Genomic DNA, 21,999 nt, shown 5'->3' with positions numbered 1-21,999 from the left:
AAAAAATCTTAGAATCTTCATTTGAGCAAATCGCTTTCATACGTTAGAATAGATATGTTACATTGAAAGAAGCGAACACGGTAAACTATTTCATATTGTGCGGAGTTGATAACCATGACAAAACAAACAGAATATAAGCGCAAGCCCGAATGGTTGAAAATTAAGTTAAACACGAATGAAAACTATACAGGCTTAAAGAAAATGATGCGTTCTAAGAATCTTCATACGGTTTGTGAAGAGGCGAAATGTCCGAATATTCATGAATGCTGGGCTGTAAGGAAAACAGCGACATTTATGATTTTAGGTGCGGTTTGTACACGTGCTTGTCGTTTTTGTGCGGTTAAAACAGGCTTGCCAACTGAGCTTGATTTACAAGAACCAGAACGCGTAGCAGATTCTGTAGTACAAATGGGCTTAAAGCACGTTGTTATAACAGCGGTTGCACGTGATGATTTAAAAGATGGTGGAGCAGCTGTTTTCGCTGAAACAGTACGCGCTGTACGTCGTAAAAATCCATTCACGTCTATCGAAGTATTACCATCTGATATGGGTGGGGTAGAAGAAAACTTAAAAATGTTAATGGATGCAAAACCAGATATTTTGAACCATAACATTGAAACAGTACGTCGATTATCTGACCGAGTTCGCGCTAGAGCAAAATATGACCGTTCATTAGAGTTTTTACGTAGAGCAAAAGAAATGCAGCCTGATATTCCAACTAAATCGAGCATTATGGTGGGCTTAGGTGAAACAAGAGAAGATTTAATTGAAGCAATGGATGACTTACGTGCAAACAATGTGGATATTTTAACTCTTGGACAATACCTACAACCATCTAAGAAGCATTTACCAGTTATTAAATATTACCCACCAGCAGAATTTGCAGAGCTTAAAGAAATTGCACTTAGCAAAGGATTTAGCCATTGTGAAGCTGGTCCACTTGTACGTTCTTCTTATCATGCGGACGAGCAAGTACGTTCTGCAAAAGAAAAAACAGCAGAAGCGAAATAATGAAAAAAGAGAGCTATTATTAGCTCTCTTTTTTCTTATAATCTAAAACTCTATTTTGACATGTTGATAAAATCTTTTTTAATTCCTCTGTGGATAATTCAATTGTAAATTCAGGTACACCAGGTGTGATTAAAATTTTATTGTAAGTATAAATTAAACTGTCCACAATAATCGTTACATCTTGTGAATAACCGAAAGGAGCTACACATCCTGGAGTGCAACCAGTCTCTTCTCTTAGCTCATCAGGAGAACAGAGAGATAAGCTCTCTCCTGTTATTTCTTTCATCTCTCCTCGGTTGAGGCGAGTTCCTTCTAGCGTAAAGAATACGTAATACTCCCCGGATTTTGATTTTAAAAATAGGCTTTTACTTGGAGTACCTTGTAAACCAAGTCTTTCGCGCACGATACGATCTGTCTCATAATCGAGTACTGGCTCGTGTTCAAATTTTTCATAAGAAGCATTTGTTTTATGTAGTAAAGAAAGTACGTCTTCGTACATAGGAAATGATACCCCTCTCTATTGTTAGTACAGTCTCTTCTCGCGGCGTCAACTGAATGTTTTGGAAAGGGATATTACTTGGATGATTCGTTCCATAATCGCTTTATGATAGATTGTTCATCGATTGTAATTTCGTAAATATCAGGATTCGTTAAAGCTTTCCATTCACCAAAGCCAATAGTATGATCAAAGTGCTTTAAAATTAGTGTGAGTAAGTTGCCGTGTGTAACGAGTAATGTTGTGTCATGCTCTAGTTTTAAAACTTCTTGGATAAGTGAGATAGCGCGATCCATCGCTTGTTTTGTTGACTCTCCGCCTGAATAGGCTATATCTATGTTTGTGAAAGTGTATTCTAGTTTTTGCATCCAATCGTCCATTGGCGCATCGCTTAATACCCGCTCGGCTAATCGTTCATCTTCTTGGATAGATAAGTTAGCTTGGAGCGCATAGGGCCGAATAGAATCGATAGCGCGGACAAAAGGGCTTGAAATAATGTAATCTATTTGTAGATGATTTTCTATGAGGAATTTAGCAAGGGTGTTTGATTGGTCTCTTCCTTCATTTGTTAATTCGGCATTATGCTCTTGTCCAGTTGCTGAACAATGTCGCATTACAATAATTTTCTTCATATTTCATCCCCATCTTTCAAGTTGACGATATATACTTCGACAAATGTGGAAAAAATTCCTTTTTTGTGTACAGAGAAGAGAATAGGGACCGGGGCATGTGGAAAAGTAATGTGGATAATGAAAATTTGGGGTGCTAGCATGAAAAAAATAATAATTATTGCATTCATTGCTTGTTTTCTCACGCAACTGTCCACAACATATGCACAATCAAATCAAAACTTAGAATACCCGAGCAATCAAAATAGGTCATTTGTGAGTGAAGATTTGTTTTATGAGCAGTTAGATAAGAAAATCTATAAGGAATACAAAAATGCAACATATAGTGTTCGTAAAAAAATCTTATTTAAAGAAGTACAAGATGCAGAAGTTACCTTCCGAAAAAAACAGATGTCGGCTGTCGCAGTAGAGTGGTGATTCGAGATTCGTTTGTTCATCCTGATCGCCAAGTGTACTTTTTTGCTTCCTTTTCTCAAGATGAAGTAGAGGAGTTTTATAAGTATATCGTTATAGATGCAGAAACAAAGAAGGAGCTTCTAGGCGGAAAAAGTTATCAACATTGCGATAATCCACATAAAAAATAAACCACCAATTTTGGTGGTTTATTTTTACTCTGAAGCACTCACTAATTTCTCTTTCATTTTGCGAATAAGAACGAAAGCGCCAATTGCGAAGAGAAGAGTAGTTCCTTCTGCGACAAAGATGTTAATTATTTTTGTTTGGTAAAGTGCTGCGAAAAAGTCCACAAGTGCGTGGAATAGTATAGCGTATACGAGGAAAATGTATTTCTTTTGTTTTACCGCGTATACGACAAGCATTGTGAAAGCAATTTGCAGAACGAGTGCCATAATTCTTTCTAAGCTACCGAGTAAGTATAAGTAGGCAGGTTGCTGAATTAATATGTCCTGTAAACGGCTGAGCTCAGGCATTTTTTCAACCATTTGAGCGAAACTTCCGTTGTTAATGGAAGTAGCAAAGATTAATGTTTGTAGGGCAGAAAAGCCACCGACTAAAATTGATTCAATACCACCGTGACCAATTCCGTATGCAAGCCCGTCTTTATACTCTCGATATTTTTTCAGTAAGTAGTAAAAGGCAACAAAGCGCCCTAATTCTTCAAAAATACCAGCAGTTAACCCACCGTAAATCGCAAAGATAAATGGGTTTTCTAAAACCGCAGCTGTTGCTGGATTTCCTCGCATAAATAGGTGGAATGGTGTTTCAAGAATTTGGGTAAACCCGATAAAGATAAGGACACCAACGCCAACTATTTTCCAATTAATATTATATTTCTTGCGAAAATAAACGAGTACAATAATTGGGATCAAAATCGAGAGAACGAGCTGAATGATGATACTGGCAATTACAGTATTTGAAACCATACTTTCACCGCTTTCTAATGTATGTACATATATATTATGCATGAAATGTAGGAGAATGTGGAGAGATGAATCTTTCAAAAGAATAATGAAGTTTTTATTGACTCTAACGTTGCGTCATACTTTATCGTATGTATTAAGGGGGAGATACGCATGACAATGAGGGTAAAAGAAGTAGCTGATTTAGTTGGAATTAGTGTGCGCACACTGCATCATTACGATGAAATTTGGTTGTTAACCCCAGATGAGACAACAGAGTCTGGATATCGTCTGTATTCCGATGAAAATTTAGAAACGTTGCAGCAAATTTTATTTTTTAAAGAGCTTGGCTTCCCTTTGAAGAAAATTAAGGAAATTATCATGAGTCCTTCATTCGACCGTGAAGAGGCATTACAGCTTCATAAGAAAATGCTTCTTGAAAAGCGAGCTAGATTGGATAAGGTGATTGCGACGATTGATAAAACAATTAAGCATACAAAAGGAGAGATTGAGATGACGAATAAAGAGAAATTTGAAGGATTTGATTTTAGTCATAACCCATATGAAGAAGAAGCACGTGAACGATGGGAAGATACAGCTGTGGATAAAGCGAATGAGACTGCAAAAGGTATGTCTAAAGAGAAACAGGAAGAGTTTAATAATATTTATAGAGAGCTAGCGGCGCTTAGACACGGCGCACCTGATTCTAGAGAGGCGCAAGACGCAATTGGAGTATGGTACAGTTACTTGCAAAACTTCGGTGAATATTCATTAGAAGCCTTTAAAGGATTAGGTCAAATGTATGTCGCTGATGAGCGCTTTACAAAAAATATTGATAAGTTTGGTGAAGGTTTAGCACAGTTTATGTGTGATGCGATGGAGGTTTATGCGGATCGTAATAAAAAATGAAATAATCGTTAATATAATTTCATTTAAATAGTTATTTGTTCAATGAATTCAAAAAAGGTGGAGGCTTTCTCCACCTTTTTTATTTTTTAATCATATTATTCAAAGTTTGATCCCCCGTATTGTTCAAATGAGGATTTTTGCTCATTTCCCGTTTTAGCATATCAAGACTTTGTTCATATTCTTTATCGTTTAAGCTACCTGATTGAAGGCCTTGAATTTGAGAAATCAACTTTTGGTTTGTTGATACATATGCTTTATAATAGCGAGGGACGATGGACAAAGCTGTTTTATATACTTGATCTGTTACGAGTGCTGGGTCAGTTGTGTTTGCGCGGTATACAACAAACACTTCATCATCGGTAACGAGTGTAGCCGCATTGGTGACGTCAGGAAGTTTGACTGTCATGCTTGTAATCATTTCAGCGACTTTCTCACGGTTAATTGCTCCTACTTGTTTGTTAGGTACTTCATGTTTTTGTTTAGAAGAATAACCGACTCTCGTTAATCTTGTATTTGTGTTTTCAGTATGATACATGTCGTTTTTGTTGGAAACGAGAACACGACTTCCTTCTTCACGCTCCATTTCGGCTTTATTAGTTGTTTGGCAGCCTGCAAATAAGGAAAGAGTGAGAAGAGAGAGTATAATTTGCTTTTTCACGATGTATCACCTCCTTCTCCATAGCATGCACTAATTTTCAATTTTTTGTATTTGAAATTGTTGGTTGTTATGCTTTGTGATACGATAAAAAGAAGAATGCTTAGAGAGGAAGTTAATGATGGAGCAAAAGCAAGAGATTCATGCTACGGTGAGCGTTAATAATGTTCAGTACGAAGTAATTAAAAACTTTCGTGATGGTTTTAGTGAAGAAGCATTTAAAGAGCGTTATGCAGAAATTTTAAATAAATATGATTATATCGTTGGAGATTGGGGTTATGAGCAACTTAGATTGCGTGGATTCTTTGATGATAGTAATCAACGTTCGACATATGATACGAAAATTAGTACTTTATCAGAGTATTTATATGAGTACTGTAACTTCGGTTGTGCACATTTTGTATTACGAAAAGTGAAGAAATAAAAAAATCCTCTTACGATTGTAAGAGGATTTTTTTATAGCAGTTGTACCAATTATGAGGAGGCTGTTTACTTGCAAAATAAACAGCACCGCGGCAAATATAATTGTTTTTTTCGTATAGGCTTAATGAAACGGGATTACCTGTAAAGCAACCGTACTTTTTCTCACCTTTAACATGAAAGCCCCCTTACAAGCAAATTGAAATATAATCACCTTCAGAAAGAGTTTTCTTTGGCTTCATTTGTTGGCCATTTAATTGAATATGACCACTTTTAATTTTATCCACAATGATAGTACGGCTCCAATCTGAAATATATTTGGATAACACTTTATCAATTCGGTGGGAGCCGAAAAGAATGTCTATTACGATTGTTATTTCGGCTATACCATTTTCTTTGTAGTGTGTAATGGAAATATTGTTGTTTGTTTCATGTTGTTCTTGCTCAGTCATATCGACTGTTTCGACATGATCAGTAAATGATTTATAAATATGAAGTTTTTGATTCCACGTATGATTTTTCGGACACTTATAAATTGCAAACCGGTATATATTCTTTCCGTTTGCATTATGTCTGCGAATATTCGTATCAGTAAAAAGGGTAGTACATCCGCAATTTTTACAATACTTTTCGATTATGCTTTGCTCGTTTTCATATAAATTCCAAGAAAGTTGTACATTCTGCATTTTCCTTCACCTCTTATATTAGTTATATTAGTGGCAAAGGAACGTAATACAGCTATTTGGATGTCTTGTAGTATGAAGACATAAGAAGTAGAAAAAAATAAAAGGAGGCTCCCAAAAGAGGAACCTCCGTAAACGTCATACTACAGATGCGTCACGTTCCTTTGTAATGGGAATGGGCAGACTACTCCCTTTAAAAAGCACGGTGCTTTTTTGAGAGTAATGCTATCCAATTGCTGGTCCATTACAAAGTAAATGTTGGCATACGTAGATAACGTCCTTTCTATCCAAATAGATTTTCTCATAATTATAACACAAAAGATTGAAAATTCAAAACTATTATAATGAAAAAACACCAGCTAAACTAGCTGGTGTATAAGATAAATTATATAAGTTCAAATAAAAATGAGCGTAATTCTTCTGCAATTTCTTCAGACATAGAAAATGCGTGCTCTAAGTAGCCTGGTTCGTTTAAATCGTCAGGACCGATGATAGCAAATTTATTGCGCTGCATATCAAGGACAATCGTTTTACCGTAATGACGATCGGAGTATAAAAGCGCTAAATCATGACGCTCATTTTCCCCCATAAAGCTAACGAAACGAGTTTTTGTAGCGACTGTATCGTCGTACAGAAAGAAACGTTCTTCCATACACATGGCTCCTTTTTAAATATCTAAGTTTAAGTGAGGCTTATGGTCTAAATGGTGATGTGTTTTAATGAATCGTACCGTTCTTGTTTTGTAACGCATAACGATAGAATATGTTTCAGCTAAATCTCCACCTAGGAATTTCACGCCGTCTAATAATTCACCAGCAGATACACCTGTTGCTGAGAAGATTGCGTCATCACCAGATACTAAGTCATCTAACATAAGAAGTTGACGAGGATCTTCTAATCCCATTTCACGGCAACGAGCTTCTTCTTCTTCGTTCATTGGAACTAAGCGAGCTTGCATTTCGCCTTCAAGGCATTTTAATGCAGCTGCAGAGATAACGCCTTCTGGAGCGCCGCCAACACCTACGAATAAGTCGATACCTGTTCCAGGTAAAGCTGTTGCGATTGATGCACCAACATCTCCATCACCAAATAGTTTTACGCGTGCACCTTTTGCACGAACACGGTCAATAATATCTTGATGACGTTCACGTTCTTGGACGATAACCGTTAGGTCACGAATTTTTTTATTGTTTGCTTCTGCTACAATTTCAATTGTTTTTTCAATTGGATCATCTAAGCTAATTTTACCAGCTGCTTTTGGACCAACCGCGATTTTTTCCATGTACATATCAGGAGCATGAAGAAGGTTTCCTTTATCTGCGATTGCGATAACTGCCATTGCATTTGCAAGACCTTTTGCAACGATGTTTGTACCTTCTAATGGATCAACGGCGATATCTACTTCTGGACCGTTACCTGTTCCTAGTTCTTCACCAATATACAACATCGGTGCTTCATCAAGTTCTCCCTCACCGATTACAACTGTACCTGCCATGTTTACTGAATCGAACATATCACGCATAGCTGTAGTTGCAGCATCATCTGCTTCGTTTTTCTTTCCGCGGCCCATCCACTGTGCGGATGCTAAGGCTGCTGCTTCTGTTACACGGACAATTTCTAGTGCGAGTTCACGTTCCAAGGTTGCATTCCTCCAATTTCAAAAATCATACAAATATAACTATAACAAATAACGAGGAAAAGGTGAATTCGAAAAATTGTCGATTTTTTCAGAAGAAAGCGTTACAATAAAAATGTAAATGCTTTAATTTCCAGGTAGGTGACATTCATGTACTTTGTAGACAGAAAGAAAATTGAACAAATGCTAGTATGTTTAGAACAGGCAACAAATACATTTCAAGAGAAAAAGACATATGAAACCGAGTTTGAATTTTACGCATTAGAGCGCATGTCGCATCTTATTATTGATTGTATATTAGATGTAGGAAATGCAATGATTGATGGATTTATTATGCGAGATCCAGGAAGTTATGAAGATATTATTGATATTTTAATGGACGAGAGAGTCATAAGTGGAGAAGAGGGAAAAGACATTAAAGAGATTATTCTTCTTCGAAAAATGCTTATGCAAGATTATATTCAAATGAATCATGATGAATTATATAAGACGATTCAAAAACATATCGCAGTGGTAGAGAAATACCCAGCGAATATTCGCAGTTATTTAGAAAAGGAATTAGGACCTGTATCTGCATTTGTACCAGAATAATTGTGCTTATAAGATCCCCAAAAGACCTTTTGGGGATCTTATATTGTATATGAGAAGGAAAAGGGAGAAGGGTGAAATATGGGAGAAGCACGTACTACGAAAGAAGAGATTATACAATTATTGAAGGTAAAGGGCGAGCATACTGTAGCAGACTTAGCTGAAGCTTTAGAGATTACTGAGATGGCGATCCGTCGACATTTAAGTAAACTGGAGAAAGATGAGCTAATCTATTCAAAGATGGTAAGACAGCATGTTGGACGACCAACATATTTGTATGGATTAAGTCAAAAGGGAGAAGATACATTCCCGAAAGAGTATAAGCAATTTGCTATTGATATGCTAGAAGATTTAGCTCGAATGGGCGATGAAAAAATACTTCGATACGTTTTACAAGAGAGAACGAAACGAATGGAAGAACAGTTGCAAAAGAAGATAAGTAATCAAAGTCATTTAGCCTATAAAGTACAGGAAATAGCTGCTATACAAGAGCGAAACGGTTATATGGTTCAAATAAAGAGAGATGGGGAGCATTCTTTCATACTTGAAAAGCAAAACTGTCCGTTAAAGGAAATTGCAGAGAGATTCCCGCAAGTGTGTGAAGAGGAAAAAGATATGTATAAGCGGTTATTTGCAGGTGCAAATGTGAAAACGTTAGCAAATATGTGTGAAGGCGATTGTAATTGCTCGTACCAAATAAAAGAGAAAAAATGAACGTTATGGGACGCTTTAGGGTAAAGCGTTTTTTTCTTTTGAAAAAGGGGTTAATATAAGAGTGGTATGAGAGATGTAGAACTCTAGCATAGAAGGAGAGACATAATAGATGTATAAAGGCTATTTAATTGACTTAGACGGTACGATGTATCGCGGGGAAGAACAAATTGAAGAAGCGAGCGACTTCGTAAAAGCGTTAGGAGAACGCGGCATTCCGTATTTATTTGTTACAAATAACTCAACTCGTAAACCAGAACAAGTTGCAGAAAAACTTGTTCGTTTCGATATTCCAGCGAAAGCGGAACAAGTATTTACAACGAGTATGGCTACAGCGAACTTTATTTATGAGCGCAAACAAGATGCAACTGTATATATGATTGGTGAAGAGGGCTTACATGATGCACTTGTGGAAAAAGGATTTAAACTTGTGGATGAAAATCCTGATTTCGTCGTTGTTGGATTAGATCGCGATATCACATATGAAAAATTAGCGAAAGCATGCCTTGCAGTGCGTAACGGTGCAACGTTTATTTCAACAAATGGGGACATTGTTATTCCGACTGAGCGCGGATTATTACCAGGTAACGGTTCATTAACATCAGTTGTAGCAGTATCAACAGGTGTGGATCCAATCTTTATTGGAAAACCAGAATCAATCATTATGGAACAAGCGTTAAAAGTGCTTGGTGTAGGAAAAGAAGAAGCATTAATGGTTGGGGATAACTACGATACAGATATTTTAGCGGGGATAAATGCTGGTATGCATACCCTTATTGTCCACACTGGAGTAACAACTGTGGAGAAGTTAACAGAATATGAAGTACAACCGACGCAAGTTGTGCATAACTTGACGGAGTGGATTGAGAAGATGTAATGCAGAAAACTGTTCCAAAATTTGGAGCAGCTTTCTTTTATTATTAAGTTGCTACTGTTGTGATTTTTTGTCGGTAAATCGATATATATTAAAAATCGCTGATATAATTTGAGTTGCGGTCGATATATTCAAAAATCGCCTTTCTATACTCCACTCATACAAAGAACAAAGAAGACGAATAAAATGATGATAATACCGATACCAAAGTTGAATACAAGAGTAGTATCCATATATGTAACCTCCTTGTTTGAAAGTAAAAAGCACTCTGGCTGGAGTGCTTTTTATTATCCGAATCTGTAGCAATTGACTTCAAAACCTATATAGAGGGATTAATGTGTTTAAAGAGTCATATTACTGTATGCATTTATTTTAATGAATGAGCAAGTCCTGTTAAGAAAGAAATAGTGAAATATAGAAAAAAAGACACTCTTTCGAGTGTCTTTTTCGATGACATAATGTGTCAATTGCTTGAGTTTGATAAGACGCTAATTTCCGTTTAACGCCTTTTCTTTAATCAAGAAGTGTAGCAACAGCGATTCACATAAATTATAGCACTTTTCAAATGGAAGTGCGTATGTAATTATGCATATTACGATTAGAGGAGAATCAATTGTGAAAAATGAATGAGTAAATATATGTAAATCAGTAGAGTAGTTGATAAGGAGTGAGATGAATGGATATACATAAGTTAACAGGAGAAGAAGCAAACGAAATAAATGCGTGGGTATACGAGGAACCGTATACGTTATATAGCTTTTCAGGAGATGCTGAAGTAATAGAAGAATTATTAGATGGGACATATTACGGTTGTTGTGATGAGAAGGGAGACTTAATCGGCTATTTTTGCTTTGGAGAAAATGCACAAGTGCCAGGCGGAAGAGATGCCAATTTATATGAGGGCGAAGATGTAGTAGATATCGGAATTGGAATGAAGCCGGAGTTAACAGGGAAAGGGATGGGGGAAATGTTTTTTCAAGCAGGGATAGCATTTGCTGCTGAGGAATTCAATTCGAAAATGTTTCGACTGAGTGTGGCGACATTTAATAAAAGAGCGATTAGGCTATATAAAACAATTGGATTTCAACCAGGGCCTATTTTTTTGAGTCGGGGAAGAGAGTTTATGCTTATGGAATATGAAAGGCCGTCAGTATGAAACTGGCGGCCTAGAAAATGTTATTATCCGGTTAATGCCGGAGTGATGCGGGCTAATAATCAGTGAAGGAACAAAACCCTACTGATTACAGTTTCACTTTATTCCGAATGCTCAGCTCGGTGCGCTAAACGACTTGAAGCAGCGGCAGCGATTCCGCCAACGATATCATCAAGGAATGTGTGCACCTTTCCAGTTGATTTATCATTTAAGTACTCTAAAATACCCGGTTTTAATTTATCGATATATCCAAAGTTCGTGAAACCGATAGAACCGTACACGTTAACGATTGAAAGTGCGATAACTTCATCAATTCCGTATAAGCCTTCATCACGTTTTACGATATCTTGTAACGGTGCGCTTAACATTCCTTTTTCAGCAAGGACATCAAGTTCAATGCCTGTAATAAGTGCGTTTTGTACTTCGCGTTTGGATAGTACACGCTCAACATTATAGCGACATTCTGACATCTCTAATTTTGGATGGTATGTTTTTTGAAGAAAATGAACAAGTTCAGCAATATCGTCAATTGTTACACCGCGTTCTTGTAATAGTTGTAATGCTCTTTCTTGTAGTTGATTTGATTCTTTCATGTTTATCACCTTTTTTTCTTTTTAGTATTTATATACGTTTCGTTGCTTTATCATGTGCATAGGAATGAAAGGCGAGCACAAGCTCATATATATATAGAAAAACCATAGGTGGCGACTGCGATGATTCAGCATATTTATGAGCATTATCACATGCATGTTAAAGAATTAATCCCCCTTGGCCCCTATAAAAGCTTTTGGATTCGCAACAAAATTTATGTACTTGTTCCAATTGGAGAAATGGAGGAAGAAGTACTTGTAGAGATGAAAAAGCTCAGTGATTATATGAACCAGCAAGGGGATATAACTGTTGCGACTTTCGTTCCGACTATACACGGCTACTATGTGAGTGAGATAGAAGAAAAAAATTATTGCTTATTAAAAGGTATGCGTATGTTAGAGCGACATGCTACATCATTAGGAAGCGAGCTTTCTATATTCCATAAACGTGGTGCATTCTTTCCAGAAGAAGTTGAGCAATTAAGCCGCATTGGTGAATGGAAAGCGTTATGGGAAAAAAGGCTCGATCAATTAGAAAAGTTTTGGCAATCGCAAGTGATGAACCATCCTTCAGATGTATTCGATCAATTGTTTATTGAATCCTTCCCGTATTACTTAGGAGTTGCAGAAAATGCTATTCAATATGTTGTCGATACAGAAATGGATGATACACCACAAATAACTGACGCAGCAACCATTTGCCAGGAACGATTTACACCTTTATTATGGCATCAAACGAAGCGTCTCAAACTTCCTTTTGATTGGGTGTACGATCACCCAAGTAGAGATATAGCAGAATGGATTCGCTACATGATGATAGAAAAAAAGCAAGACTGGGAGCAAACGGTAGTTCAATTCATTACAGATTATGAACGTAATTATTCGCTATCCTCATTTGGTTGGCGCTTATTATTCGCAAGGCTCCTGTTCCCGCTTCACTATTTTGAAACAGTCGAACGATATTATCAAACAGGAAACGAAGAGCAAAAAAGCGTATATAGAGATCGCTTAGAAGCCATTTTACACGATGTGAACCGTTCTGAGCAATTTATGAAGCATTTTTATGAATCCTTTCGCTTACCAGTTGATAAGTTAGGGATTAGGAAATTAGATTGGCTATCTTAAAAATATAAAAAAGAGACCGATTGAGGTCTCTTTTTTATACCGCAATTTTATGTAATAAATTATGCTCCTACTTTTTGATCTGTACATATATTTAAAATGAGTTGATGTCTTTCAATTTTCTCATTTACCTTATTTAATAATTCTTGCTGAATTTCTTTAAATAAAAATTGATAGCTCGTATTCCATGTCGGTATAACGGGTGAAAGGCTTAATAAATATTCTTTTTTCTGTTCTAATTCTTGAAGTGTAGAAGAGATATTTATAATTTTTGGCATGTGTCGTCCCCCTATGTTTTTTGTATGTGTGAACGATTTACTATCTAGTATTAATTATCGCATTTTTTGAGAAGGATTTCCAATTTTGTTTTATGATGTTAAAGGAGAAGCGTTATTTGAATAAAAAAAAGAGACCAACATTGGTCTCTTTTTAGGAAGCGATTCTAAACGAACCGCTTCTGCTTTTAAATTAAAATACTTGTTCTACTTCAATAACGCCTGGTACTTCTTCAAGTAGTGCGCGCTCGATACCAGCTTTTAGTGTGATTGTAGAACTTGGGCAGCTTCCGCATGCACCCATAAGGCGTAGTTTTACGATACCTTCTTCAATGTCTACTAATTCAACGTCTCCGCCATCGCGAAGTAAGAATGGACGTAATTTATCTAATACTTCTAATACTTGTTCTTGCATATGTGGGTTTTCCATTTTTATCGACTCCTTTCATCAGTTTTATTATAATCAAGATAGAGGGGAAAATCTATTTTTTCTCTTCTTGTTTTATTGTCGAAATATTGTATCGTGTGTACAACGTGTTTTTTCAGTATAGGGGTATGGAATAAGTTTGTAAAATGATGTGCTTGTGTACTAAGACATCTGAATATGCTGTTGAAACAAGAAGTGGGGGAGAAGAAATGGTTAATGTTCAAGTGTATGGGACGAAAGTAATTTGTGCGAGCTGCGTTGGAATGCCATCTTCAACAGAAACGTTTGAGTGGTTACAAGCGGCAATTGGTCGTAAATATGAGGGACAAGAAAATAAATTTAATTTCGAGTATGTTGATTTTCAAGAAGAGCAAGAAGATGAAGATAAAAAAGCATTCGCAGAGAGAGTAGTGGAAGAAGATTTGTTTTATCCAGTCGTTCTTGTAAATGGTGAAATCGTTGGAGAAGGAAATCCACGTTTGAAGGATGTTTATGAAGAAATCGAGAAATATTTATAAAGCATGAAGCCTTTGCGAATTTGCGAAGGCTTTTTTATATGGAGGGATAGATGTGGAGAACGGAATAAAGCAGGCTCTACCAGAAGAAGTAAAACAGTTAACGGAGCAGTACATAGTAGAGTTAAAAGAAATTTTTTCGGATGAAAAAATAGTCGGGGTATACATTTACGGATCAATCGCACTAGGGGCATTTCATATAGAAACGAGCGATGTTGATTTTGTTACGGTAATAAGTGATTCCATGAATGAAGCTGAAAAACAACAAATTATAGAACTGCATAAAAAGTTTAGTAAAAGTACGTTAGGTAAAAGAATGGATGGTATGTATATTCCGCTTGCTGACTTAGGGAAATACAATCATGAAATGAATGAGTACGTGTATTGTGCAGATGGTAAGGCGGATACTGGCCATTGGGACATTAATGCGGTCACATGGTGGACATTGAAAAATCAAGGTATTACAGTTACCGGGAGAGAAGCAGAAGACCTTTCCGTTCAAATAAAATGGGACGATGTAGTAAATACAATGAAATACAACGTAGAACAGTACTGGAGTGAAAAAGCGAAGAGACCCTATTTATTTTTTATAGAAGAATGGGTGGAATCAGCAGTCGTTACGATGGGACGCATTTTATATACGTTAGATCATAAAAAAATCGTTTCAAAAGATAGAGGATTACAATACTTATTAGAACGTTCAGCGAAAGAATGGGAGCCTTTATTGAAAGAGGTAGAGCGAATGCGGCATAATCCAGAAGAAAAGAAAAAGTTCTCTCGTTGGAGACGGGCTGATATGACGAAGAGGTATTTGCTGTGTTTGATTGAGGAGTGCAGGGAGAAGTGGTAGGTGAATAGTAAAAGCATCCTTCATATAAAGGATGCTTTTGTTATTTTTATATAATGAAAAAACGCTTTACAAAGAATGAGAAATCGAAAGATAATATTAAAAACATATATGCTGGGGGAAGAGAATGAGTAAATATAACTTTCGTATAAGTAAAGAACAACTATGGAAAGGATGCATTTTAAAGTCAATTGCAGCTGCAATTTTTGTAGCTAATGCTCCTGATTTCTCACATGAAAGTTCGTGGGATGGTTTTAACTATAGTATGCAAGATAGTCAAGGCGGAAGAGGTACAATTACTTTTCATCCGAAGTACATAATCGTATGTCTTCAAGATGTGAATAGTGGGAGAATTGACGAGTGGATTGATGCGGTAAATTATTTTGAAGGGGCACCTTCGGAAGTGATGGAAATTGCTAAAGAGGAAGCACTCCAATACGTATTAGAAGAGGTAGAGGGGGAAACAGTTCCTTTCATTACAACAGCATTTTGGATTGATGATAACGGTGCGTATTCAATCGATTCATTTGAAGAGATGGAAGAACACGGTGGATTTTTATTAGAAATTCCACTACTTGATATAGAATCCGCAATTGAAAGATTGGAAGAAGAGTATGAAATGACAGAGGAGCAAATAGAGCTTTTACAAGTAGTGTATGAGAGAAAAATTCAAAATCCAACCGAGGAAATTATGTTGTCTAAAGAAGAGGTAGCGATGATTGGAACGGATGATGACGAAGGATTGGAAGTGTGTAAGGATTCATTTGAAGAGATGAATATTACTTGGGAGTTGTAGGGGAGGATAAAATGTTTCCGATTGGTGAGCAGCCGAGGATTATAAAGGACTTGGAAAATGTTACTGCTAATTTAGAAGAATTAGCGATTGAGGGAAAAACAAAAAATATAGAACGACTAGCATCTTTACAAGTTAAGAAGTTATGGATTTTCGCAGTAAATCAAAAGCAGTTTGAACATATTCTTACGTATGCTCGTCCCAATATATTATATGTTTACGAAATGCGGGTAGAGGATTTAAGTAGCCTTCAGAAATTATTAGATTTACAACAGTTGTATATGTGCTGGAATACAAAAGCGAAGACGTTATGGGATATCGCGTATAATAAAAAACTCAAATCCTTACTAATTGATGATTTTTCTAAGCTAGAAGATTTAAGTGCTTTAAGTAAGTGTCCACAACTCAATACCTTTTATATGGGCGGTGGGATAAATACAACGATGAAAGTACAAACTTTACAACCACTCGCTGAAATACAGCATTTGAAAAAGCTTACTCTTATGAACTTAAAGGTTAAAGATGATTCGTTAGAACCTTTAATACAATTAAAAAATTTGCGGGAGTTAAGCTTATCTAATCAATTTAAGGTGGAAGAGTATGCGAAACTATCTGTAGCATTGCCGTATACGGAATGTGAGTTTTTTAAACCTTATGTACATATGAACGATGCAATAGATGGGAAAAATATAATGGTGATCGGAAGAAGAAGACCATTCCTTAATTCGAAAACGGATACGGTAAAGATGCAAAAGTACGAAGAACAATTTAAAAAGTTACAAGAGGAATATAAAGCACTAGTAGAAAGCACAATGTGAAGTTACATTGCGTTTTCTACTAGTTTTTTCATATACATATCAACTTCATGAAAGAATACTAGCTCTTTCTCCTCGGTATTAAGATGAACAGCACAATGCAAGTATTGCTGTAAGTAGCGATTAGCTTGTTCGTACTGTTTTAATTTGTAGAAAGAAAAACAAGTAAGAAGCAAAAATGCTTTTTCTTGTAATATCGGAACGACAGCTAGTACAGGAGTCATGGAATGTATAGTTGTCTTTATTAAATTTTTATATGAAGCCCATGTTTGAAACCAGTCGAAAGTGGTCGAGAGAGAATCCGGAATATGGATAGTTTCATGTGAAACATTATGCAATAGACGGTTGGGGTACAATGGTGGAATAGTAATTTGACATAAGTATCTGTAATTAAAATAGGGAAAAGAACTCTAAAAGGGGTTCTTTTTTGTTAAACATATAAAATATTTAACATGGTGTATTAAATGTTTTATATATAAGTATTTTAATATATTCAATGGTAAAATGGAATATAAAATGAGGAATTGTCGGAATATATTCAATTTCTGTTCATTTTCATGAAATATGGCTACTTTTTGTTAGATTCCTTCTTTTTATTTCTTTACAATAAAATTATATAGAAATAAGAGAAGGATGATGTACGTGAAGGAAACTGCTGTAGAGGGAAAAATTTCTTCGCCAGAATTACATAAAGTTGTGCGCAAGAATACGGCGTATTACGACTTTAAATGGGGACAAGTGAAGAATCCTGAGAAAGAAAATACGTGGAATTGGGTAGCATTTATCTTTCCGCATTTTTGGTTAGCTTATCGTAAAATGTATAAGTTATTTATTATACTTACATTAATAGGAGTACCTACTTTAATTACACCTGTTTTTATTGATATGCCAATGTGGATAGATTTTATAATATATGTTGGAACCATGCTATTTACTGGATGGCAGGGAAATCGTTTATATTATAAGCATATCGTTCGTATTTTACATAAGGCAGAAGATGTGCCTGATTATAAGAAAGAGTATTATTTACAATCAAAGGGCGGCGCTCATATCGGAGTTATGCTTGGTTTACAAGCGATAGTAATTGCGGTATTTGGTGCAATTAGTTTTGGCTTATCTTATTTACCAACTGAACCGAATATTAAAAACGTTGTTCGTTTAAGTCTTGAAGGAGATGCTTTAGAAACTATAACGGATAATCCAAATTGGAAGTATGTTAAGAAAGAAAAAGATTATGATGTAGTAGAATTTACTGGCTATGATTTTGAAGAAAAAAAGAATGTGAAAATTAAATTCGCTGTATATTTAAATGATGATTACTTCGAATGGCAAGAAGTGTATTTAAATAATAAGAAATTAAGTGAAGAAGAACAAGAAGAGTATCAAATTTACGTTGAAGAAAATATGTGGTTTTTCTAGAGAAAAACTCGTTTATTTAGAATAGAAAAGAAGAATCTTGTGAAGGTTCTTCTTTTTATTTGTAGAAAACCGGAATACTAATTGAAATTTTGTAAAATACAATAAAAAATGAGAATTTGAGGTAGGCTTGTCAATAACGTGAGACTATGGCAGTATAAAGAAATGCTATACAAATTTTATTTATCGACATGTAAAAATCAGATTTGATTTTTACGTATAAATAATGAACGGAGGAAATGAATTTATGGCTACTTTACCAAATTGTCCAAAATGTAATTCAGAATATACGTATGAGGATGGCGTTCTTTTCGTATGTCCAGAATGTGCACATGAGTGGGGCAAAGAAGCAGAAGCTGAAAGTAATGAAGGTGCAAAAGTTGTAAAAGATGCGAACGGAAACGTTCTTCAAGACGGCGATGCTGTTACTGTAATTAAAGATTTAAAAGTAAAAGGAACTTCTTCAGTTGTAAAGATTGGTACGAAAGTAAAGAGTATCCGTCTAGTTGAGGGAGATCACGATATTGATTGTAAAATCGACGGTTTCGGAGCTATGAAGTTAAAATCACAGTTCGTTAAGAAGGCGTAAGGTTAGTAAAGAAAAGACATTCCTTTAAGTACATCTGTTACTTATGGAATGTTTTTTTATTTTTAATTTAGGTAAAGGTTAACTTGAAGCAATTTACGGATGATAATAAACTGTGTGATTGGTCTTTGGGAGAATGGATGGAGACATGGGGAAATAGAAGAAAGCAAAGCTAGCTATGATTAGTCAGCTTTACTTTCTTCTATTTTTACGGAATTGCTAAAAAAGTCATTCATAAGTCGATCGTACAATTTTGAGTTTTTGGGTATAGTATATAATTCTTTATCACCGTTTAATTTCATTCGTAAACTACCTGTTTTTGTGTTAAGCCAAAAGCGATAGTTCCCTTCATGGTATAAATTTTCGCTACTTTTCATTGTGCTCCTCCTACTTACAGCCATCTTATTTAATACTAGTTTTTTTATGAGTGCCTTTCAACTTCATTCAACTGACACCGCTTATTAAAGAACGTTTTATATCCAAGTTGTAAGAAGATAATGACAGAGAAAGCTGTACTTCCAGAAATGCCAAGTATAATTGCGATTTGATATTGAATAGCTGTAAATGGTGATACACCGGATAAAATTTGTCCTGTCATCATACCTGGAAGGCTTATAATTCCCATTCCGACCATGGAATTAATTGTCGGTAAAATAGCAGAATCAAAAGCGTCTCTTATGAGCGGAGCAACTGCTTGTTTTGGAGTTGCCCCGAGCATAAGTGCACCTTCAATATGATTTCTTTGCGATTTCATATTGTTTAAGAACGTATTTGCTCCGAGGGAAACTCCCGTCATTGCATTCCCGACTAACATTCCGGTAATTGGAACGATATATTGCGGAGCATACCAAGGATCGTGTCCGATAATAACAAAGATAAATAGTAGAAGCGGCCCGATTGATCCAGCAATCATGGAAATAGCGGCTACTCGTTTTAATTCTTTTGACATCGGAATATTAACTCGTTTATAAATGTTAAAAATTGCAAATGTAGTAATAGAAGTAATGAGAGCAATTGTATAAAATGGATTACTGTTTTCAAATACGTATGTAAGAATATATGCAACAAGTACGAGCTGAATGGTCATACGGAATGTTGCAATTGTAATTTGTTTCTCACGCGGTATTCCTTTTAATTTCACAAGTCCGATTAAAATAAGAATGAAAATATATGCAGCGGCAAGTTGCCAAATTTGGAGTTCAATAACGCCCTTCAACTGAGAGCACTTCCTTTCGAGTAGCACCATTTGTTTTACTAATTTCAATAATATCGTCTGCAATTTCTTCTGGAAGTTGTTGCGAATGCGTGATGAAGATAACTGTTTTTTTCTTTTCTCTTGCTAGTTCAGTAAATCGTTTCATTACGCGGCGTTCAGTGTCACTATCTAATGCCGAAGTTGGTTCATCTAATAAATAGACGGGTGGATCCATTAGTATAATGCGAGCGAAAGCAAGTCTTTGCTTTTCACCGCCTGATAAAGAGGAGGCGCTATCTTCTAATTGTTTATCTAGGCTTACAGTCGTTAATGCGCCCTGTAAAGAATCGTCATTTGGAAATGGTTTTTCAGAAAGGCGAAGTCCCATTAATAAATTATCTTTAATCGTCCCATCAAAAATAGGCGGAGTTTGTCCGAGCATGACAACTTCACGGCGTAATTGAATGGGAGGATAATTTAAAATAGATTTTCCGTTATATTCAATTGTGCCGGATGTTGGGGATTGTAAATCATTTAGCATGCGAAGTAACGTGCTTTTTCCGCTACCGCTCTCTCCGATAATACAAGTGATATTTTCTTTATGAATTTGTAAGTAAGGGATGCTTAGAATATCTTTATATTTGATGTCTTTTAATATAAACATAATTTACTCCTTTCTGATTCTAGTTATATCGTATCAAAAAGAGAGAAAAATAGAAAAATAAAGTGTATTTAGAAGGAACATCTTTTTTCTTTGCTTGTGGTGCTAGGGAGTCTTGAGACGGAAGTATTTAGCTTCGTTAATAAGTTTAGCAAACGATCTAAGTCTTGACTGAGAGAAATGACTTTATCGTGAGTAAATCCATATTTTTCAACGAGGTGGATTAATTCTTTCTTTTTCACTTCTATTCGATTATTTAGTTTTGTTAAGTTCATAAGTGAAACGGAATGCCCCCTAATAAAAGTATTTAGTACATAAAAAATAAGACCGAATTCGGTCTTAAAGGAAATAATAAAAACAACTTACAAATAGCATACACTTTTCATCGATAGTTTTTAATATGGAAATGGAAAATTTTATGAATCTATATTGAGAAAAATATTTCTGATAATTGTTTTTATAAAAAAATTATTTTTCAACTGATGCAAAGAGGCTGCCTACATAGTAGGCAGCCTTTAAAGTATTAACCGTTATGATGTTTGTACATCCAAAGAATACCGGACTTCAATAATCTAGGAACACGCCCCATTAATGGTTGGTTTGCTAGTAAACCAAATCCGTGCTTTTTACCGAGAGAGCCGAGAACTCCTTTTAATTTAATAACAGGCAGTTCATCAGGAAGTGGTTCGTTATTCCAACGTTTTAATAATATTTGGACAATTTGTTCTCCTTGACCCTCAGCAAGTTGAGCAGATGGTGCGTGTGGAAGTGCTGCACAATCCCCTACAACATAAACGTGCTCGTTGTTTGGAATATTGTGATATTTTGTTAAAACAACCCGTCCGCTACCATCTTGTTCAACTGGAAGATTTCGAACAACTACATTTGCTTGAATACCAGCTGTCCATACGATTGCATCACATTCAAGTGGTTCATCGTGGTTGTATACAATGTTTGGTTCCACTTTTGTGATGTTAGAGTTTCGTATAATGGTAACGTTATGTTTTACAAACCATTCTTCTACGTATCTACTTAACTTCTCTGGGTATGGGAATAAAATTCTATCTTTTCGGTCAAATAAATAGATTTTTAAATCAGAACGGCTCTCGCGAAGTTCACTTGCTACTTCAACGCCGCTTAAACCAGCCCCAACGACAGCTACTGTTGCATTTGGTTCTAAGCTATTTAATCGTTCATATGTTTTGCGTGTTTGTTCAATCGATTGTAGGCTATGTGTATATTCCTTCGCCCCAGGAACGTTATGATATTTATCTTCACAGCCAAGCCCGATAATTAAATCATCATATTGGATTGTTTCGCCGCCATCGAGATGAACAGCTTTTGTTTCAAGATCAATATTTGTTACTGTACCATATTGAATATTGAGACGTGGATGTTCAGGAAACGGTATGCGAATATGCGTTTCTGAAATTGTACCCGCAACTAATGCATAATATTCAGTCTTGAAGCAATGATATGGTACTTTGTCGATTAATGTCACTTGTACATCATCTGGAAGCTGATTGTTTGGAAGTAGCCGCTGAAGAATTCTCATTCCACCGTAGCCGCCACCTAGTAGTACGAGGTGTTTCATGATGGATTACCCCTTTTCTGTTGAAATATCCCCTAATCAT

The 21,999-nt window shown here is 35.9% G+C and carries 29 protein-coding genes and 3 pseudogenes; 15 read left to right on the top strand and 17 right to left on the bottom strand.

The window, feature by feature from the left end:
* Positions 1-114: 114 nt before the first annotated feature.
* The gene (gene lipA, locus VK90_RS22515; RefSeq protein WP_025149596.1) at positions 115-1,011 is read left to right on the top strand and encodes a lipoyl synthase; all 897 of its coding nucleotides are present in this window, start codon (positions 115-117) and stop codon (positions 1,009-1,011) included.
* Between the two features lie 19 nt (positions 1,012-1,030).
* Here the strand turns inward: lipA and VK90_RS22510 are convergent, their stop codons facing one another.
* On the bottom strand, positions 1,031-1,510 hold the full coding sequence (locus tag VK90_RS22510) for a YbaK/EbsC family protein (protein ID WP_048375364.1): 480 nt from the start codon (positions 1,508-1,510) through the stop codon (positions 1,031-1,033).
* 74 nt (positions 1,511-1,584) lie between these two features.
* On the bottom strand, positions 1,585-2,139 hold the full coding sequence (locus tag VK90_RS22505; RefSeq protein ID WP_048375362.1) for a histidine phosphatase family protein: 555 nt from the start codon (positions 2,137-2,139) through the stop codon (positions 1,585-1,587).
* A gap of 138 nt (positions 2,140-2,277) precedes the next feature.
* Between VK90_RS22505 and VK90_RS22500 the strand changes: the two are divergent.
* Positions 2,278-2,720: pseudogene (locus tag VK90_RS22500) on the top strand (hypothetical protein).
* 24 nt (positions 2,721-2,744) lie between these two features.
* On the opposite strand, the gene VK90_RS22495 reads toward VK90_RS22500, so the two are convergent.
* The gene (locus VK90_RS22495) at positions 2,745-3,560 is read right to left on the bottom strand and encodes a YhfC family intramembrane metalloprotease (RefSeq protein WP_048375360.1); all 816 of its coding nucleotides are present in this window, start codon (positions 3,558-3,560) and stop codon (positions 2,745-2,747) included.
* A gap of 108 nt (positions 3,561-3,668) precedes the next feature.
* On the opposite strand from VK90_RS22495, the gene VK90_RS22490 reads away from it, so the two are divergent.
* The gene (locus tag VK90_RS22490) at positions 3,669-4,403 is read left to right on the top strand and encodes a MerR family transcriptional regulator (RefSeq protein ID WP_048375358.1); all 735 of its coding nucleotides are present in this window, start codon (positions 3,669-3,671) and stop codon (positions 4,401-4,403) included.
* A gap of 79 nt (positions 4,404-4,482) precedes the next feature.
* Here VK90_RS22490 and VK90_RS22485 read toward each other — a convergent pair whose 3' ends face one another.
* On the bottom strand, positions 4,483-5,061 hold the full coding sequence (locus VK90_RS22485) for a YhcN/YlaJ family sporulation lipoprotein (protein WP_048375356.1): 579 nt from the start codon (positions 5,059-5,061) through the stop codon (positions 4,483-4,485).
* A gap of 118 nt (positions 5,062-5,179) precedes the next feature.
* Here VK90_RS22485 and VK90_RS22480 point away from each other — a divergent pair, with 118 nt between their 5' ends.
* Positions 5,180-5,482: a YutD family protein gene (locus tag VK90_RS22480; protein WP_002174050.1), complete on the top strand. Its 303-nt coding sequence runs from the start codon at positions 5,180-5,182 to the stop codon at positions 5,480-5,482.
* Between the two features lie 10 nt (positions 5,483-5,492).
* On the opposite strand, the pseudogene VK90_RS29195 reads toward VK90_RS22480, so the two are convergent.
* From VK90_RS29195 to glpX, 4 genes and pseudogenes are all read right to left on the bottom strand, one after another.
* Positions 5,493-5,630: pseudogene (locus VK90_RS29195) on the bottom strand (GNAT family N-acetyltransferase); the annotation flags it as partial.
* 36 nt (positions 5,631-5,666) lie between these two features.
* Positions 5,667-6,164, bottom strand: coding sequence for a cytoplasmic protein (locus tag VK90_RS22475; RefSeq protein WP_048375354.1), 498 nt, complete (start codon positions 6,162-6,164; stop codon positions 5,667-5,669).
* Between the two features lie 382 nt (positions 6,165-6,546).
* Complete coding sequence (locus VK90_RS22470) at positions 6,547-6,813, bottom strand: DUF3055 domain-containing protein (protein ID WP_000392608.1); 267 nt, start codon at positions 6,811-6,813, stop codon at positions 6,547-6,549.
* 15 nt (positions 6,814-6,828) lie between these two features.
* Positions 6,829-7,800 carry a class II fructose-bisphosphatase gene (gene glpX / locus VK90_RS22465; RefSeq protein WP_000439096.1) on the bottom strand — a complete coding sequence of 324 codons (972 nt, stop codon included), beginning with the start codon at positions 7,798-7,800 and terminating at the stop codon, positions 6,829-6,831.
* Positions 7,801-7,947: 147 nt separating this feature from the next.
* Between glpX and VK90_RS22460 the strand changes: the two genes are divergently transcribed.
* From VK90_RS22460 to VK90_RS22445, 4 genes are all read left to right on the top strand, one after another.
* A complete protein-coding gene (locus tag VK90_RS22460; protein ID WP_025149589.1) occupies positions 7,948-8,388 on the top strand; it encodes a DUF86 domain-containing protein in 441 nt (146 codons plus the stop codon).
* A gap of 78 nt (positions 8,389-8,466) precedes the next feature.
* The gene (locus VK90_RS22455; RefSeq protein ID WP_048375351.1) at positions 8,467-9,099 is read left to right on the top strand and encodes a helix-turn-helix transcriptional regulator; all 633 of its coding nucleotides are present in this window, start codon (positions 8,467-8,469) and stop codon (positions 9,097-9,099) included.
* A gap of 109 nt (positions 9,100-9,208) precedes the next feature.
* Complete coding sequence (locus VK90_RS22450) at positions 9,209-9,973, top strand: TIGR01457 family HAD-type hydrolase (protein ID WP_048375349.1); 765 nt, start codon at positions 9,209-9,211, stop codon at positions 9,971-9,973.
* A gap of 673 nt (positions 9,974-10,646) precedes the next feature.
* Positions 10,647-11,126: a GNAT family N-acetyltransferase gene (locus tag VK90_RS22445; protein WP_048375347.1), complete on the top strand. Its 480-nt coding sequence runs from the start codon at positions 10,647-10,649 to the stop codon at positions 11,124-11,126.
* A gap of 98 nt (positions 11,127-11,224) precedes the next feature.
* Here VK90_RS22445 and VK90_RS22440 read toward each other — a convergent pair whose 3' ends face one another.
* Positions 11,225-11,716, bottom strand: a complete 492-nt coding sequence (locus VK90_RS22440) for a phosphatidylglycerophosphatase A family protein (RefSeq protein WP_048375346.1) — start codon at positions 11,714-11,716, stop codon at positions 11,225-11,227.
* Between the two features lie 120 nt (positions 11,717-11,836).
* On the opposite strand from VK90_RS22440, the gene yutH reads away from it, so the two are divergent.
* Positions 11,837-12,838: a spore coat putative kinase YutH gene (gene yutH, locus VK90_RS22435; protein ID WP_048375344.1), complete on the top strand. Its 1,002-nt coding sequence runs from the start codon at positions 11,837-11,839 to the stop codon at positions 12,836-12,838.
* A gap of 59 nt (positions 12,839-12,897) precedes the next feature.
* Here the strand turns inward: yutH and VK90_RS22430 are convergent, their stop codons facing one another.
* Positions 12,898-13,113 carry a hypothetical protein gene (locus VK90_RS22430; RefSeq protein ID WP_048375342.1) on the bottom strand — a complete coding sequence of 72 codons (216 nt, stop codon included), beginning with the start codon at positions 13,111-13,113 and terminating at the stop codon, positions 12,898-12,900.
* A gap of 190 nt (positions 13,114-13,303) precedes the next feature.
* Complete coding sequence (locus VK90_RS22425) at positions 13,304-13,540, bottom strand: NifU family protein (RefSeq protein ID WP_000431159.1); 237 nt, start codon at positions 13,538-13,540, stop codon at positions 13,304-13,306.
* A 206-nt stretch (positions 13,541-13,746) separates the two neighbouring features.
* Between VK90_RS22425 and VK90_RS22420 the strand changes: the two genes are divergently transcribed.
* The 4 genes from VK90_RS22420 (at position 13,747) to VK90_RS22405 (ending at position 16,510) form a co-directional block, all read left to right on the top strand.
* On the top strand, positions 13,747-14,055 hold the full coding sequence (locus VK90_RS22420; protein WP_048375340.1) for a YuzD family protein: 309 nt from the start codon (positions 13,747-13,749) through the stop codon (positions 14,053-14,055).
* A gap of 46 nt (positions 14,056-14,101) precedes the next feature.
* Positions 14,102-14,902, top strand: coding sequence for an aminoglycoside adenylyltransferase domain-containing protein (locus tag VK90_RS22415; RefSeq protein WP_331457118.1), 801 nt, complete (start codon positions 14,102-14,104; stop codon positions 14,900-14,902).
* Positions 14,903-15,026: 124 nt separating this feature from the next.
* A complete protein-coding gene (locus VK90_RS22410; protein ID WP_048375336.1) occupies positions 15,027-15,695 on the top strand; it encodes a hypothetical protein in 669 nt (222 codons plus the stop codon).
* Between the two features lie 11 nt (positions 15,696-15,706).
* Positions 15,707-16,510, top strand: a complete 804-nt coding sequence (locus VK90_RS22405) for a hypothetical protein (protein WP_048375334.1) — start codon at positions 15,707-15,709, stop codon at positions 16,508-16,510.
* Between the two features lie 2 nt (positions 16,511-16,512).
* Here the strand turns inward: VK90_RS22405 and VK90_RS22400 are convergent.
* A pseudogene (locus tag VK90_RS22400) lies at positions 16,513-16,854 on the bottom strand (DUF4304 domain-containing protein); the annotation flags it as partial.
* 286 nt (positions 16,855-17,140) lie between these two features.
* On the opposite strand from VK90_RS22400, the gene VK90_RS22395 reads away from it, so the two are divergent.
* Together VK90_RS22395 and phnA are read left to right on the top strand one after the other, a co-directional pair.
* Positions 17,141-17,926: a DUF2628 domain-containing protein gene (locus tag VK90_RS22395; protein WP_276561276.1), complete on the top strand. Its 786-nt coding sequence runs from the start codon at positions 17,141-17,143 to the stop codon at positions 17,924-17,926.
* 244 nt (positions 17,927-18,170) lie between these two features.
* Positions 18,171-18,512, top strand: coding sequence for an alkylphosphonate utilization operon protein PhnA (phnA, locus tag VK90_RS22390; RefSeq protein WP_000212734.1), 342 nt, complete (start codon positions 18,171-18,173; stop codon positions 18,510-18,512).
* Between the two features lie 179 nt (positions 18,513-18,691).
* Here phnA and VK90_RS22385 read toward each other — a convergent pair whose 3' ends face one another.
* The 5 genes from VK90_RS22385 to VK90_RS22370 all read right to left on the bottom strand — a co-directional run bounded on the left by VK90_RS22385 (position 18,692) and on the right by VK90_RS22370 (position 21,959).
* The gene (locus tag VK90_RS22385) at positions 18,692-18,886 is read right to left on the bottom strand and encodes a hypothetical protein (protein ID WP_002174030.1); all 195 of its coding nucleotides are present in this window, start codon (positions 18,884-18,886) and stop codon (positions 18,692-18,694) included.
* A 44-nt stretch (positions 18,887-18,930) separates the two neighbouring features.
* Positions 18,931-19,725, bottom strand: a complete 795-nt coding sequence (locus VK90_RS22380) for an ABC transporter permease (RefSeq protein WP_048375332.1) — start codon at positions 19,723-19,725, stop codon at positions 18,931-18,933.
* On the bottom strand, positions 19,709-20,368 hold the full coding sequence (locus tag VK90_RS22375; protein ID WP_048375330.1) for an ABC transporter ATP-binding protein: 660 nt from the start codon (positions 20,366-20,368) through the stop codon (positions 19,709-19,711). The genes VK90_RS22380 and VK90_RS22375 overlap by 17 nt, the downstream gene beginning before the upstream one ends.
* 68 nt (positions 20,369-20,436) lie before the next feature.
* Positions 20,437-20,640 (bottom strand): aspartyl-phosphate phosphatase Spo0E family protein, encoded by a 204-nt coding sequence (locus tag VK90_RS27725; RefSeq protein ID WP_053081453.1) that lies wholly within the window; start codon positions 20,638-20,640, stop codon positions 20,437-20,439.
* 248 nt (positions 20,641-20,888) lie between these two features.
* Positions 20,889-21,959, bottom strand: coding sequence for an NAD(P)/FAD-dependent oxidoreductase (locus VK90_RS22370; protein ID WP_048375329.1), 1,071 nt, complete (start codon positions 21,957-21,959; stop codon positions 20,889-20,891).
* Positions 21,960-21,999: the final 40 nt, after the last annotated feature.

This window comes from Bacillus sp. LK2, from assembly GCF_001043575.1.
GTDB classification, from domain to species: domain Bacteria; phylum Bacillota; class Bacilli; order Bacillales; family Bacillaceae_G; genus Bacillus_A; species Bacillus_A paramycoides.
Note: the sequence above shows the minus strand (reverse complement) of the source record. Positions and strands in the feature narration are given on the sequence as shown.